The organism is Colwellia sp. BRX8-7 (genome assembly GCF_014077275.1).
GTDB lineage: Bacteria > Pseudomonadota > Gammaproteobacteria > Enterobacterales > Alteromonadaceae > Colwellia_A.
On record NZ_JACGVP010000007.1, the window covers coordinates 22,186 to 37,221 of the forward strand.

General features: G+C 38.2%; 13 protein-coding genes. 5 read left to right on the forward strand and 8 right to left on the reverse strand.

The annotated features are described in order from the left end of the window. Window positions 1-27 precede the first annotated feature (27 nt). The 6 genes from H4J57_RS08380 to napF are packed head-to-tail and all read right to left on the reverse strand — an operon-like array spanning window position 28 to window position 4,631. Entirely contained in the window at window positions 28-618 is a 591-nt protein-coding gene (locus tag H4J57_RS08380; protein ID WP_182217601.1) for a NapC/NirT family cytochrome c, read from the reverse strand. Window positions 619-654: 36 nt separating this feature from the next. Further along, window positions 655-1,113, reverse strand: coding sequence for a nitrate reductase cytochrome c-type subunit (locus tag H4J57_RS08385; RefSeq protein ID WP_182231024.1), 459 nt, complete (start codon window positions 1,111-1,113; stop codon window positions 655-657). 41 nt (window positions 1,114-1,154) lie between these two features. Next, window positions 1,155-3,650 carry a nitrate reductase catalytic subunit NapA gene (gene napA, locus H4J57_RS08390; protein ID WP_182242503.1) on the reverse strand — a complete coding sequence of 832 codons (2,496 nt, stop codon included), beginning with the start codon at window positions 3,648-3,650 and terminating at the stop codon, window positions 1,155-1,157. Beyond that, window positions 3,647-3,952 carry a chaperone NapD gene (locus H4J57_RS08395; protein WP_182242504.1) on the reverse strand — a complete coding sequence of 102 codons (306 nt, stop codon included), beginning with the start codon at window positions 3,950-3,952 and terminating at the stop codon, window positions 3,647-3,649. The genes napA and H4J57_RS08395 overlap by 4 nt, the downstream gene beginning before the upstream one ends. Window positions 3,953-3,954: 2 nt before the next feature. Beyond that, window positions 3,955-4,095, reverse strand: a complete 141-nt coding sequence (locus H4J57_RS08400; RefSeq protein ID WP_070376027.1) for a TIGR02808 family protein — start codon at window positions 4,093-4,095, stop codon at window positions 3,955-3,957. Continuing rightward, window positions 4,092-4,631, reverse strand: coding sequence for a ferredoxin-type protein NapF (gene napF / locus H4J57_RS08405; protein WP_182242505.1), 540 nt, complete (start codon window positions 4,629-4,631; stop codon window positions 4,092-4,094). The genes H4J57_RS08400 and napF overlap by 4 nt, the downstream gene beginning before the upstream one ends. Window positions 4,632-5,052: 421 nt before the next feature. Here napF and prfC point away from each other — a divergent pair, with 421 nt between their 5' ends. The 4 genes from prfC to H4J57_RS08425 all read left to right on the forward strand — a co-directional run bounded on the left by prfC (window position 5,053) and on the right by H4J57_RS08425 (window position 10,698). Then, window positions 5,053-6,636, forward strand: a complete 1,584-nt coding sequence (gene prfC / locus H4J57_RS08410; protein WP_070376025.1) for a peptide chain release factor 3 — start codon at window positions 5,053-5,055, stop codon at window positions 6,634-6,636. 164 nt (window positions 6,637-6,800) lie between these two features. Next, on the forward strand, window positions 6,801-8,555 hold the full coding sequence (gene argS / locus H4J57_RS08415; protein ID WP_182242506.1) for an arginine--tRNA ligase: 1,755 nt from the start codon (window positions 6,801-6,803) through the stop codon (window positions 8,553-8,555). Between the two features lie 109 nt (window positions 8,556-8,664). Next, entirely contained in the window at window positions 8,665-9,804 is a 1,140-nt protein-coding gene (locus H4J57_RS08420) for an HDOD domain-containing protein (RefSeq protein ID WP_182242507.1), read from the forward strand. Window positions 9,805-9,879: 75 nt separating this feature from the next. Next, window positions 9,880-10,698, forward strand: a complete 819-nt coding sequence (locus H4J57_RS08425; RefSeq protein ID WP_182242508.1) for a TatD family hydrolase — start codon at window positions 9,880-9,882, stop codon at window positions 10,696-10,698. A 34-nt stretch (window positions 10,699-10,732) separates the two neighbouring features. On the opposite strand, the gene H4J57_RS08430 is transcribed toward H4J57_RS08425, so the two are convergent. Further along, window positions 10,733-11,365, reverse strand: a complete 633-nt coding sequence (locus H4J57_RS08430; protein ID WP_182217587.1) for an AhpA/YtjB family protein — start codon at window positions 11,363-11,365, stop codon at window positions 10,733-10,735. 105 nt (window positions 11,366-11,470) lie between these two features. On the opposite strand from H4J57_RS08430, the gene serB reads away from it, so the two are divergent. Continuing rightward, window positions 11,471-12,529 carry a phosphoserine phosphatase SerB gene (gene serB / locus H4J57_RS08435; RefSeq protein ID WP_310733711.1) on the forward strand — a complete coding sequence of 353 codons (1,059 nt, stop codon included), beginning with the start codon at window positions 11,471-11,473 and terminating at the stop codon, window positions 12,527-12,529. A gap of 6 nt (window positions 12,530-12,535) precedes the next feature. Here the strand turns inward: serB and H4J57_RS08440 are convergent, their stop codons facing one another. Continuing rightward, a complete protein-coding gene (locus H4J57_RS08440) occupies window positions 12,536-15,004 on the reverse strand; it encodes a PilZ domain-containing protein (protein ID WP_182242509.1) in 2,469 nt (822 codons plus the stop codon). Between the last annotated feature and the right edge of the window lie 32 nt (window positions 15,005-15,036).

The following is a 15,036-nucleotide window of genomic DNA, read 5'->3' on the forward strand; positions in this document are numbered from 1 at the left end:
TTTAAGCTATTCACACAAGTAAATAAACTACCAATTTTCAACACCTTTCATGTCTGGTAATTCATGGGCGATACCCTTATGACAATCTATACAGGTTTTTTCGCCAGAAGCCAGTGCACTTGAGTGCATTTTAACACTGCGATTACCTTGTTCTGAAAAGTCCATGTACTCAAAGTTATGGCAATTACGACATTCCAGTGAATCATTCTCTTTCATGCGTTTCCATTCACGTTCTGCCAATTCACGGCGATGATCTTGAAACTTTTCTCTTGTGTCGATCAAGCCAGTAAGCATACCCCAAACTTCTTTACTCGCCGCAATTTTACGAACGATTTTATGAGTCCATTTTTTGGGAACATGGCAGTCAGGACAAGTAGCACGAACGCCAGAACGGTTAGAGTAATGAATAGTTTCTTTGTATTCTTCATAAACATTATCTTCCATTTCATGACAACTAATGCAGAACTCTTCGGTATTGGTCACTTCAAGGGCGGTATTAAATCCCCCCCAAAAGATAACACCGCCAGCAAAGCCGATAGCTAAAATAAACCATAAGGCGGCACTGCTTGGCGACTTTAAATACGAAAGTAAGCTTTTTATTTTTGATTTTTTGGTCATGTTAATCCCCTAAATTACGTTTAGATAAACCATTATTTAATCATTACCTAACGATTCAACGGGTTTAAAAAGATTATCAACTAACTCAGGTGCATCAGCTTGTGTAACATGGCATTGAGAACAAAAGTAGCGACGCGGAGAAACATCTGACAGTGTTTTACCGTCACGTGTTTCAAAGTGCGTTAAACTTATTTTGGTTGCGCCGGTTTCTCTCGCATATTTCCAACCATGACAAGTTAAACACTTATTACTGTCTTTATTGACCCGATAACCACGTGTTTGATGAGGCACAACAGGTGGTTGATGCACATAATTACGCTGAATAGGGTTTTTATCTTTAATGACACGTTTAAGCGCTTCTGCACTTTTGGTTTCATTAATTTTAGCTATGCCACGAATAGTCTCTAAACCGCCTGACGTTACTTCTTGATAAGCTTGTACGCTTAATGCCATGGCTAAACTGGCTGTTATCATTATTATTGATAATATTTTCATTTTTTACCTCTACCCGGTAGATTAAGTAAATTTAATTAGTGCTAAACAGTGACTTTTCTCACTTTTACCGCACATTTTTTGAAGTCAGTTTGTTTAGACAAAGGATCGGTAGCATCTAGGGTTAACTTATTAACCAATTGTTTTGCATCAAACCAAGGCATAAAAACTAAACCTTTCGGGGGTCTATTACGGCCACGAGTTTCAACACGAGATTTTACTTCACCTCGACGAGATTCAATCAGCACCTCATCACCACGGCGTAAACCTCTTGCTTTAGCATCGTCAGGGTGAATAAATAACACCGCATCAGGAAATGCTTTATGAAGTTCAGGTACACGCGCAGTCATAGAGCCTGAATGCCAATGTTCAAGAACACGACCGGTACTCAGCCATAAGTCGAATTCTTCATCGGGTGACTCTGCTGCTGGTTCGTAAGGTAAGGCAAATATATTGGCTTTTTTATCTTTATGGCCATAAAACTGCACTTCACTGCCTTTCTCTACATAAGGGTCGTGCCCCTCACGAAAACGCCACTTAGTTTCTTTACCATTAACAACCGGCCATCTAAGGCCACGCTCTTCGTGATAGCGATCAAAGGGGGCTAAATCATGACCATGTCCTCGGCCAAAGGTCGCATATTCTTCAAATAAACCTTTTTGAATATAGAAACCAAAATAATCACCTTCAAAGTTAGTATCACCTTTGGATTCACTCATTGGGAATTTATCTACGTTACCGTTTGCATAAAGCACGTCAAACATAGTTTTGCCACGGTATTCAGGATTCTTGGCAAGTAATTCTTCAGGCCATACTTCTTCAATTTTAAAACGTTTAGAAAATTCAACTATTTGCCATAAATCTGAACGCGCTTCACCTGGCGCATTCACTTGTTGATGCCAAAACTGTGTACGGCGCTCTGCATTGCCGTACGCTCCCTCTTTTTCTACCCACATAGCAGTAGGTAAAATCAAATCAGCCGCCTGTGCCGTTACCGTTGGGTAAGGGTCTGAAACGACGATGAAATTTTCTGGATTACGATAGCCAGGGATCCCTTCTTCATTAATATTTGGTCCGGCTTGCATGTTGTTATTACACATAACCCAATACGCATTTAATTCACCGTCTTTAAGCATACGATTTTGCAGAACTGCATGATAACCAGGTTTTGGTGGGATAGTACCTTCAGGTAATTTCCATATTTTTTCAGCTATCGCTCTATGCTTAGGATTTTTAACAACGAGATCGGCAGGTAATCTATGTGAGAAAGTTCCTACTTCACGCGCGGTTCCACAGGCTGACGGCTGTCCGGTTAATGAAAACGGGCTGTTACCCGGTTCAGATATTTTACCCGTTAATAAATGCACGTTGTACATGAGGTTATTTGCCCAAACACCACGAGTATGTTGATTGAAACCCATCGTCCAAAACGAAGTCACTTTAACTTTAGGATCCGCATAAAGTTTAGCCAGCGTTAATAATTTATCTTCAGAAACACCCGAAAGTTTTGATGTATATTCAATACTATAAGTGCTAACAAATTTAGAAAAGTCATCGAAGCTCATCGGTTTAGATGCGCCACTGTCAGGATTTTTAGCCGCTTTTTGTAATGGATGAGTAGGACGTAAACCATAACCAATATCAGTAACACCTTCACGAATATTGACATGCTTTTTCATGAAATCTTCGTTAACGGCGTTATTTTGAATAATATAATTAGCAATAAAGTTTAATATCGCTAAATCTGTTTGTGGTGTAAAAATCATACCGTTATCAGCAAGTTCAAAACTTCGATGCTTATACGTTGATAATACGTTTACTTTTACATGAGGATGACTTAAACGACGGTCAGCTAAACGCGACCATAAAATAGGATGCATTTCCGCCATATTAGAACCCCAAAGGACAAAGGCATCGGCGTGCTCTAAATCATCATAACAACCCATAGGTTCGTCGATACCAAAGGTACGCATAAAACCACCCACAGCTGACGCCATACAATGACGAGCATTAGGATCAAGGTTGTTGGTTAAAAAGCCCGCTTTCATTAGTTTTGAAGCAGCATAACCTTCCCAAACAGTCCACTGACCCGAACCAAACATACCAACAGAGGTCGGGCCTTTTTTCTTTAAAGCGGCTTTAAATTTTTCAGCCATAACATCAAAGGCAGTATCCCAGCTTACCGGTGTAAACTCACCTTCTTTGGCATAAACACCATCTTTCATCCGTAATAACGGTTGAGTTAATCGGTCTTTCCCGTACATAATTTTGGATAAAAAGTAACCTTTAATACAGTTAAGACCTTTGTTAACTTCTGCTTGAGGGTCACCTTGAGTCGCCACCACTTTTCCTTCTTGTGTTCCAACAAGCACACTACAACCTGTGCCACAAAAACGACAAGGGGCTTTATCCCATTTAATGGTGGTATCTGACGATTTAGTCAGCAAGTTTGAAGCTGAAGATGGCACGGCGATACCTGCGGCGACAGCTGTTGCTGCAATGGCGTTCGCTTTTATAAAATCACGTCTTGTTAATGTCATACCTTTATCCCCTGATGTTGTGGTAGCCCATAATCATTATGATGAAAAATCAATGATGAAGAGATCACACCCGGTAAATTACTCATATCTGTAATGGTGTTAATAAGGCCTTTGCCTTTTTCACCTCTGTTTAAATCATTTTCTTCTATGGTAACCACCATAGAGCCGTTATCAGCAATCTCATGCACTTCAGCGCCAGGAAATCCGCCCAGTTCTTCGGCCACTTTGGCGGTATTATTTGGCTGAGCAACAAAAAGCACACCAGCAATATTAATAGGTTTTTCTTCTAGTAGATTGATCACGATTATTCCCCAGCAGGCTTAATACCTAACATTTTTAAAAGTGCGATAGCGACTAAAGCGGTACCGGCAAAACCAGCTAAAAAAATAACAGGCATCGATGAATATCCTAAGATATTCCAAATCATTTGTTCAAGAGCGCTCATATAACTCTCCTATTAGTATGTGTGGGTTGCTCACCCACAGAATTTTTTGGTGTTAATTCAATAGATGATTGCGGGCAAATAGAAACACAGGCCCCACAATTTGTGCAGTCACTAAGTTTTATCTGGGGTTGTGGTACTGATGAATTTATATATTTAAAAGATATAGCTTCTGTCTCACAGCTATCTTGACAACTTTGGCAAAACACATCGTTAACCGCTAAGCAATCGCCCTTTATGGAGATATCTAAATCCCAAGCATTAATTTCTGGAGCAAGTGCACGCTCGGCAAAAAGTGGCTGCTGACAATTTTCAACGCACGCTTGACAAAAAGTACACTCTCCTTTTAAAAAGTTAACTTCAGGGAAACCGCCATCACCTTTTTGAATGATATTTTCAGGACAAGACGTTAAACAGTCACCACATTGTGTGCAGCCATCAATAAAAGTGGCTTCATTGAGCACCCAAGGCAATCTGATTGCCGGAGCGGTTGTTAATTTTTTTGCTTTAAAAAAGTTTCTTCTAGCTAAATCAACCATGCTATCTCGTTATTTTTACATCATATTTCAGACTTTCTACCCAAGCGTAATTTATCTTATACTCGAAAGTGAGATATTGATTTTGATCAAGACTTTCAAATAATATGACTATTAATCTCTTTATTAAATTCAGAAAAAGCCAGGGTGTATTGAATTTATTATTGAATCTCAACCTTAAAAATAACCAATCAAATAATTATTATCTGCACGATCACTTGCCACTTAATCAAATAACAAAATAAAAAGTGTTAATGTCTAGGATTCTTGCTAAAAATAATCATTTAAAGACAGTCCCCTAATGCGGCTATTTATATTTATGGTACAATGCGCGCAAAATTTAGGATTGTTCATATGTCCTTTCAGTATTTAAAAAAAGCATTTTATGTGCATCAGCATGTACACCAAAGAGAACTTTTAAAACATGACAACGCTACAGGCTAATGAAGTCAATCTAAGACGTACTTTCGCAATTATCTCTCATCCTGATGCGGGTAAAACCACCATCACTGAAAAAGTATTACTTTTTGGTCAGGCTTTACAACGAGCCGGCACGGTAAAAGGTAAGAAATCAGGCCAGCATGCAAAGTCTGACTGGATGGAAATGGAGAAAGAGCGTGGTATTTCTATCACGACCTCTGTAATGCAATTTCCTTATAACGGTTGTTTAGTTAATTTACTGGACACACCTGGTCACGAGGACTTTTCAGAAGATACCTACAGAACACTCACCGCGGTTGATTCATGTTTGATGGTTATCGACGTAGCTAAAGGTGTTGAGGCACGAACAGTTAAGTTAATGGAAGTAACGCGTTTACGTGATACGCCCATCATTACTTTTATGAATAAAATGGATCGTGATGTTCGTGACCCAATGGAAGTTATGGATGAAGTGGAAGATGTGCTGAAAATAAAATGTGCCCCTATTACTTGGCCGATTGGTATGGGTAAAGAATTTAAAGGTGTCTATAACATTTTAACTGACGAAATATTTTTATATAAGTCAGGACTTGGCCATATGATCCAAGAAGAAAGAATTATCAAAGGGCTTGATAACCCAGAGTTAGATAAGGTCATTGGAACTTATGCTGACGATTTACGTGAAGAATTAGAACTGGTTGCGGGTGCATCACATGAATTTAATTTGGAAGAGTTTTTAAAAGGTGAACTAACGCCAGTATTCTTTGGTACGGCTTTAGGTAATTTTGGTGTTGACCATATGCTTAATGGTTTAACTAAATGGGCACCAAAACCTTTACCTCGTTTAACTGATGTTAGAGAAGTAACAGCTCAAGAAGAAAAATTCACTGGCTTTGTTTTTAAAATTCAAGCGAACATGGATCCAAAACACCGTGACCGTATTGCTTTTATGCGTATTTGCTCAGGTAAATACGAAAAAGGCATGAAAATGCGTCAAGTACGTATTAACAAAGATGTAAAAATTGCCGATGCCGTAACGTTTATGGCTGGAGACCGTGCACATGTAGAAGAAGCATACGCCGGCGATATTATCGGTTTACATAACCACGGTAGTATTCAAATTGGTGATACCTTTACTTCAGGCGAAATGATGAAATTTAGTGGTATTCCAAACTTTGCCCCTGAAATGTTTCGTCGTATTCGTTTACGCGATCCATTAAAAGCTAAACAATTACAAAAAGGTTTAATACAACTTTCAGAAGAAGGTGCTGTGCAAGTATTCAGACCTTTCAACTCAAACGAGATGATAGTTGGCGCGGTCGGTGTATTGCAGTTTGAAGTCGTTGTACAACGTTTAAAAACTGAATATAAAGTTGACGCTATATACGAACCGATAAGTGTAGCAACTGCGCGCTGGTGTACTTGTGATAATGAAAGAACACTAGAGCAATTTAGCAAAAAAGCTTATGACAATTTAGCACTAGATGGCGGTAATAACTTAACGTATATTGCTCCAACTATGGTGAATTTGAATTTGGCACAAGAGCGTCATCCTGACATTCAGTTCCACAAGACCCGAGAACACTAAACTTTTCTGCGTAGTAGGTATTTTACCCGCGTTGTTCGATACTTTTTATTGGCTTATTTAGTAAACTAAACTCACCAATAAAAAGTAACAAACGCTTTGCTAAAATGCCATATACTTGCAAAAAATGAGCAAATAATTTCTATTAAAAGAAAACAGAGATCAAAATGAATATTAAGCAATTACTAAGTGAAAAAGTATCTGCGGCCATGGTTTTGGCTGGATTGCCTGAAGGCACTAACCCAGCGGTAAGCCTGTCAAGTCGCCCTAATTTTGGTGACTACCAAGCAAATGGTGTTATGGGTGCAGCTAAAAAACTGAAAATGAACCCACGCGAATTAGCGACCACCGTTGTTAACCACTTAGATTTAGCTGGTATTGCTGACCATATAGAATTAGCCGGACCGGGGTTTATTAATATTCATTTAGACAAATCATGGTTAGCCGCTCAACTCGCTAAAATGACTGATGATGAAAAATTAGGTGTAACCCAGCGTGGTGCCACTGAAGAAGACAAAAAACAAACGGTTATCGTTGATTATTCAGCGCCAAACCTTGCCAAAGAAATGCATGTTGGCCACTTGCGTTCAACCATTATCGGTGATGCAGTAGTACGTGCATTAGAGTTTCGTGGTGACAAAGTCATCCGCCAGAATCACATGGGTGACTGGGGCACACAATTTGGCATGTTATTGGCGCATTTAAGCGACAAACTCAATGCCAACGAAGTTGCTGAAACTGCACTTTCTGATTTAGAAAACTTTTACCGCGAAGCGAAAGTACGTTTTGATAACGAAGAAGGCTTTGCTGACCGTGCTCGTGATTATGTGGTAAAACTGCAAGGTGGCGACAAAGATTGCTTAGTCTTATGGAAATTATTCATTGATATATCTATTGCCCACAGTGAAGATATTTATCAAAAACTTAATGTTACCCTAACCCGCGACGATATCATGGGCGAAAGTGCGTATAACGAAGATTTACCCAAGGTTGTTGATGAATTAATGACTAAGGGTATTGCTGAAGTTAGCGAAGGCGCAAAAGTGGTTTTCATTAATGAAATGGCGAATAAAGACGGTGATGCCCCCGTTTTTATCATCCAAAAAACCGGTGGTGGCTATTTATACGCGACCACAGATTTATCTGCTTGTCGCTACCGTAGCGATGAACTAAAAGCTGACCGTATCATTATTTTTACCGATGCCCGTCAAAGCTTACATTTTAAACAAGTAGAAATTGTAGCGCGTAAAGCAGGGTTACTGCCAGAACATGTTGGTTATGATCATTGCCCGTTTGGTATGATGATGGGTGACGATGGTAAGCCATTTAAAACAAGAACTGGCGGTACTATAAAATTAGCAGAATTACTTGATGAAGCCATTGTTCGTGCAAAAGCGGTCATTAAAGAAAAAAATCCAGATTATCCTGAAGATAAACTAAATGAAATTGCAGTAAAAGTAGGTATTGGCGCGGTTAAATTTGCTGATTTATCTAAGAATAGAACCAGCGACTATATTTTTAACTGGAAAACCATGTTGAGTTTTGAAGGCGCTACGGCTCCTTACTTGCAGTATGCTTATTCACGTGTTCAAAGTATTTTCAGCAAGGCAAAAATTGAACAAGTAAACTTTAGCGCTGATATCACCATTATTGAACCACAAGAAAAAGCCTTAGCGTTAAAATTACTCCAGCTCGAAGAAGTGCTAGATGCGGTCATTAGCGAATCTATGCCTAACCTTTTGTGTAATTATTTATATGAGTTAGCGAGTTTATACATGAGTTTCTACGAAGCTTGCCCTATCCTCAAAGAGGGTATTGACCAAGATGTAAAACAGTCTCGCTTAGCACTTTGTTTAAGTATCTCGAAAACCTTAAAACAAGGCTTAGATATTCTTGGCATTGACGTTATGGAACGCATGTAGTCTGCATAAAAGCACATATGGCATTAGCCCTTGTTTACTCAAGGGTCAATGCCAAAAAATTGAAATAGTTTCAGCATAGAGCAAGTATTAAGGTAGGAAGTGTCAATAAATGAAAGTGCTAATCGTTGATAATACAGACCAAAAACTCTTGCCATTAAAGCAGGCATTTTATAATGGTCCTTGCCAAACCGCTTATGTTGATAACGGCAAACATGCCCTGAAAGCCTTAAAGAAATATAAATTTGACGCTATTATTAGCGTATTGGATTTAGGACAAATAAGTGGCTTAGATCTTCTTAAAGCCATAGCACTTAAACACCCTGCTATGATACGAATAGCAATTACTAATGATAACATTGCACAGAGCCAGCTTAATGGTCAAGCCGCTAATAATTGCCATTACACTTACGCACTGCCGCTTAACGTTGAAAATATTCATCAAACCATCACAGCCCTTGGCGATGATAATAAAGCGATCACCAAAGATCATATTATCAAGGCAGTTGCCAAAGTTAAAACATTACCAAGCCCACCCAAAGTCTATTTACAACTCAATGCAATTTTAGAAGAAAGTAATACCGATTCAGGAAAAATATCAGAGATAATTTCTCAAGACCCAGCATTAGCCGCTAAAGTATTGCAGTTTTCCAATAGTTCCTTTATGAACCAAGGCAAGCCAATCAACGACATTAGCGAAGCAATAACACGTATGGGACTAGAAACACTCTGCTGTATTGTTATGACGGCTGAACTTTTTTCTTATGAACCCGACATTGCTGACTTTTCATTGATCAAAGAACAACTACACTGTTTATCAACGGCCCGCTTGGCCGCTTCAATGGTGAAAGTGGAACTTAAGCGAGATGCTCTACTTGCGGGTTTATTGCACGACATTGGTAAAATTGTACTATTTGAGATGGACCCAACACTTACAAAAACATATTTTGAATATCGGCTTAAAAATGCCAACAATAATGCCTTAGAGCAAAAAATATTTGGCACAGATCATAACCATGTTGGTGGCTATCTCCTGCACCTGTGGAGCTTTTCTTATCATTTAATTGAGGCGGTAGTTATGCATCATCAGCCGGAGAAGCTCTTAAAAAAATCATTTGGTATCGCACAAGCCGTTTATCTAGCCGATATATTATTAAGAGAGCAACAACCCGAGCCAAAATTTATCGAGCATTTTAAATTAGAAAATGTGCTTGGCGCTTTGGAAAAAAGAGCAGCAAAGCTAAGGCAGTAATCACCAAGCTAAACTTTAGATAAGCTATAATTTCACACATCCATTATTTACACTTCAAGTAAAGCCGATTAATTTATGAAATTTACCGATAGCCACTGTCATTTAGATTTCAAAGCTTTTACCCATAAAGGTAGTGCTTCAGCAAATTTACTGCTTGAGCAATGTGCAAAAGAAAGTATTCATCAAATTATTGTTCCTGCGGTTAGACCAGATAACTGGCAAAATGTTTTAGCCTTAGCCCATCATAATAAAAACCAACCTTTGAGTGATTGCAATGTTTTTGCCTGCTTAGGTATTCATCCTTGGTTTTTAGAGGGATTAGCGCAAAAAAATCTCGATGACTTAGCGCAAAAAATATTAGAGAATAAAACGCAAATAATTGCAATTGGCGAAACTGGGCTTGATGGCGTTATCGCAAAGCAGCAAGATAATATTAACCAACAAATGTTATTTTTTGAATTCCAACTTAACCTTGCACAACAGCATCAACTGCCGATTATTGTTCATCACCGGCGCACGCACAACGAAACGATCACACTGTTAAAACAAATAAAAGTTTCCCGAGGAGGTATTATTCATGCTTTTTCAGGAAGCTACCAGCAGGCTTGCCAATATATAGATTTGGGATTTAAGTTAGGCATCGGTGGCACAATCACCTACCCTAGAGCGGAGAAAACAATAAAAGCCATTAAGCGCTTACCTTTGAGTAGCCTAGTATTAGAAACAGATGCACCTTCGATGCCGCTAAATGGTTTTCAAGGCGAAGATAACTCACCTCTGCGTGTTATTGATGTTTTTGAAAGATTAGCCGAATTGCGCCAAGAGAGCAAAGAAGAAATAGCCGAAAAAATTGAAGATAATATTTCAACCCTCTTTCAGTTGGCTCAGCGATGAAACGGATTAACTAGCTCCATCAAATGATGCCTACTTAAGTCAGCCTTTTATCTTTATCGACTAATCTAAACCCCTGACGACTAAACCGGTTGAGACCTCTGGTAAGCAGAAAGCCAACGACGCCAGCGATTATCATCATTAAACGTAACAGCGTAAACTGTTGATCATTATTTTTTAATAACTTAGTGGTTAAATAGTTTTTGTCTAGGGTTAAACGAACGTAGCCAATTAATCTTTCTTTACGGATTTCACTAACGAAAGGCACGGCGAATTCACTCTTATTTAATTTATATTCAGACAGCCCAAAAAGAGCTTTGACACTTTTTGCATTTTGACTGCTAATAATTAATTGCCCTGATAAATCATAGAGATGAATTTCTTTTATTACCTCAGCCAGTTGCAATTCATCAACGTAGTTTTGCAGTAATTGTCGACTCTCTTTCGTGTTAACTTCGGTGATTAATACAGATAAACCTGCTGAAGCTTGTTGCAAATACTGCTGACCAACATCATAAAAATGTTGATCGATAGTTTGCTTATTTTGTGTCTGGCTGTATATCCATAGATTCATTAGCACGACAATAAAGACAATCGCTATAGCTAATTGCATAATTTTATTATAAATGGATGATAATTTAGGGTATAAAGGCTGTTCTATTTGTGTCATAAGCACTACAAATGTATAAAATTTATCATTACGTTCATTTTTATACTATAGCATTATTCATTGAAAATAATCGCTAAAACTAACATTCACATAAAAGGCGGTACTGTGTCCATTGCTATTAAACGTTTTTCCCTTGAGCATATTCAACAACTTACTTTGGCTGAGTTTATTTCTTCAACAACATCAGAAAAATGTTTACCTTGCTTTACCACTTTCGAAGGTAGTGACTGGTGCGTTGATCAGCGCCTTACCCAACAACAATGTGGTCAAACGTGTTTAGCCGAGAAGATACACGCTAAAACAGCCTTAGAGCTTGTAGTTTTCAGTGAAATTAGTCTTAGTATGCTCAGTAATTTAATCAGTCAATGCCAACTATCAATTTGGGCGGTAAATGCTATCAATCTAAGGAATAATCTTACTAGTTATCGCTTTAGCGTTAGTTGTGCAAACTTAAAAACTGCAAGAGAAAGCTTAGTCAACTTTACCCTCAGCAATAAAATCGAAGCCGCACTGATTGAAAACGCGCCAAAATTATCAGAACCAGGTATTTTGGTTATGGATATGGACTCCACGACCATAGAGATTGAATGTATCGATGAAATCGCAATACTTGCAGGTGTTGGAGAACAAGTGGCAGCCGTTACTGAACTTGCTATGCTTGGTGAACTTGATTTCGCACAAAGCTTGCATCAACGGGTCGCCACCTTAAAAGGTTCCTCAGAAAACATCTTGGCTGAGGTTGCTAAGAATATCCCGTTAATGGCTGGTTTAGAGATACTTGTTAGTACATTAAAATCCCATGGTTGGAAAGTTGCGATTGCCTCAGGTGGCTTTACTTACTTTGCCGATCACTTAAAAGGTTTACTGTCACTTGATGCCGCCCACGCTAATACCTTAGAAATTATTGATGGCAAGTTAACGGGTAAAGTTTTAGGGGATGTTGTTGATGCACAGGCAAAAGCAGATTGTTTAGTCGCTTTACAAAAGAAATATCACTTAGCTAAGGAGCAAACCGTCGCTATGGGTGATGGTGCCAATGATTTAGTCATGATGGCCGCTGCACATTTGGGCGTAGCATTTCATGCTAAGCCACTAGTTTTAGCAAAGGCAGACACTGCCATTAATGCCGATGGTCTTGATTGTCTTTTACATTGGCTTGCGTAGGGCCCTTTAAATAACGTTACTTAATAGCTCATGACGAACTAAAGTTTCTTGAGTAATATCAAGAAACTGCATAACGCCAGCAACACTCCAAATATCTTGCTCTATTTGTTTACCACGGTGAATAGCATAGGAACTTATGTAGCTTAATTCTGGATTAAGATGGTCCATATCGGGGTCATCTGTTCGAGATAATCTAACCTGTACGCAAAAGAATAAACCACGATTTAATGCCCGCGATATAAACATTCGCTGCAACATCGGCGACTCTAATTCGCTTGATGTTTTGGTCGTAACCGCTTGATCAATGATTTCATTATCTAAATTTACAGCAATATATAATGTTTCAAGCACCGGAGTATCATCGGTTTGCATTTTCTTCAATGGTAAGGTTAAGGTACTAGTTGCTTGTAAATTATTGAGTAATGGGTATAGGTTATACTGTGATGGCGAATCACTTAACTGTTTCATAACCGGCAATAACTTATCTTTAACAGTACCACAAACGATAGCTTCTAACTTATAGCGACTGCCACTGGTTTGTACCATTAATGTCGGAATAGTTAAACTTCTACTGTAAATATTTCTTAATGCCTTAGCGAGGCCAGGTATCATTAAGGCATATTCATCTGGCGTTAACTTGTCACGATTTTTTGTAATTAATGCTTTAAAAAATGCTCTTCCCATGTGTTGATGCTTTTCAACATAAACCCGTAAGTTAAGTATGTTTTTCTTTTTATTAACTCGCATAACTTCATAAGGCAAACCTTTTAAATCAAAGGCAGAGGTAATTTTTTGCAAGCCAGGAAAAGTTAAATAGACAACGTCTCCTTTGTTTAATACCGAGGGTTTATCAAGTTCTAGTTTTAAACCTAAAATGGAAAAATCATGCGATTTACCTGAGCAACGAACACCTGCAATTTCAAGTTCAACAGGAGTAACATATTTAAATCTTGACTCTTGTCGTTGATTTTTATAATTAATGCCCACTTCATCCATCAATAGCGGTGATGTAAGTCGTTTATGACCAAAGTTTTTTAACCGAATTGTATCAATGTTTTCAAATGATAGTTGTTGATACTGCTTAGTTGATGCTGGGTTGGTTACATCACTAGCGACCACGATACTTTGCAGATTATGAAGGGTTTCTATTGCATCACTAGGGATAGGGAGATTTAAGTATTCATTCTTTTTTGTTAGCGTATTCGATAACGTTAACGGCGAATGCGCTTTATCAATATCAACGTCCATAATCGATAGTTGAGTAATAGCAAAGCTCGGCTTTGACGCAGCAAATCCTAAAAATTGTACCTTAAAATCACTATCATTATTTAATTGCTCCACATCTGCCGTATAAAAAAATGATTTACCTTGGCTTTTGTGCACGAAACTATAGACTAATAATGACTTACCTAAAGCATGGGCTTTTCTCATTCTGAGCAAGCGTTCAGGTGTTATCAGACAGTATAAGGTTGAGTGGCGATTTTCATCTTGCCAATATTGAAAAGTGGCTTGGTTATTATGACAGGTGAGCGCGTATCTAGGTAAAAGATCGCCTTTGTTATCTTCTACAAAAATCGGTAATTCATTTAATTTAGGTAAACTATATTGCTCAAAGCTACGTGATTGAATAGCATGAATAGTATTGTCTAGGTTAACTTTATAACGACGTTTATTGCCTTGGATGAAGCCCTGAAGAAAAGTTTGAAAACCGTCAACGCGTTTATCTTTCGAGTAAACTCTCTGACAGCCAATTAACTGAGTTTTATCAATTTTTTGTATGTTTTTAACTTCAAATTGAAAACTTTTTTCTTTACCAAATTGAAATTCGTCTTCGAGACCTCGAAACCGAATACTTATATGTTGTCCAACCGTAATTGTATTTTTGAAATTAAAGCGAAACTTACACCCTTCAACACTGATATCTGAACTCGTACACTCGTATTCATTTTTATCGTTTTCAAGCAGTATGTCTAAGGTAATAGCAAAATTCATTCGCTCTTCACTACGATTATGATACGGACCAAAAGTAAACAAACTTGCTGGGTACTGCGTTTTTTCAAAGGTCTTACTGACTTTAGTCGTCTCAACTTGTACCGGTTTACCCATGTTACTTTTTTCTTTTTGATATATAACCCGAAAGTTATTTTCAGTGTTCATTACTGCTTCGTAAACACCAAAAGTATATCCCTGATAAAAACCTATATTTTCTTGATAAACTTTAATCGCAATATCATCAAGATAGTGAACGCGTCCATCATGCTCAAAAGATCGACATTCACCATCAACATGACCACGCAAATCGATTAAACGCGTACATGCAACAGCTAAACGCTTGAGCTCCATTTTAAGCAAAAAGCGCTCTGTTTTCGGGATATGTTGAGTCATCGCAGAAAAATTTGTTTCAAAATCGTTCTTTAAAACCTTCCCACGAAACTGTTCAATTATCTTTTGGTACTTTAAAAAATCTGTAGTCATATCTGCTTTAATTTCTTTTAGTAACACTTGTG

Excerpts from the sequence above, each read along its gene's own strand:
- H4J57_RS08380 (WP_182217601.1), bottom strand. The coding sequence starts at position 618 with ATGACCAAAAAATCAAAAATAAAAAGCTTACTTTCGTATTTAAAGTCG.
- H4J57_RS08385 (WP_182231024.1), bottom strand. The coding sequence starts at position 1,113 with ATGAAAATATTATCAATAATAATGATAACAGCCAGTTTAGCCATGGCA.
- napA (WP_182242503.1), bottom strand. The coding sequence starts at position 3,650 with ATGACATTAACAAGACGTGATTTTATAAAAGCGAACGCCATTGCAGCA.
- H4J57_RS08400 (WP_070376027.1), bottom strand. The coding sequence starts at position 4,095 with ATGAGCGCTCTTGAACAAATGATTTGGAATATCTTAGGATATTCATCG.
- napF (WP_182242505.1), bottom strand. The coding sequence starts at position 4,631 with ATGGTTGATTTAGCTAGAAGAAACTTTTTTAAAGCAAAAAAATTAACA.
- prfC (WP_070376025.1), top strand. The coding sequence starts at position 5,053 with ATGACAACGCTACAGGCTAATGAAGTCAATCTAAGACGTACTTTCGCA.
- argS (WP_182242506.1), top strand. The coding sequence starts at position 6,801 with ATGAATATTAAGCAATTACTAAGTGAAAAAGTATCTGCGGCCATGGTT.
- H4J57_RS08420 (WP_182242507.1), top strand. The coding sequence starts at position 8,665 with ATGAAAGTGCTAATCGTTGATAATACAGACCAAAAACTCTTGCCATTA.
- H4J57_RS08425 (WP_182242508.1), top strand. The coding sequence starts at position 9,880 with ATGAAATTTACCGATAGCCACTGTCATTTAGATTTCAAAGCTTTTACC.
- H4J57_RS08430 (WP_182217587.1), bottom strand. The coding sequence starts at position 11,365 with ATGACACAAATAGAACAGCCTTTATACCCTAAATTATCATCCATTTAT.
- H4J57_RS08440 (WP_182242509.1), bottom strand. The coding sequence starts at position 15,004 with ATGACTACAGATTTTTTAAAGTACCAAAAGATAATTGAACAGTTTCGT.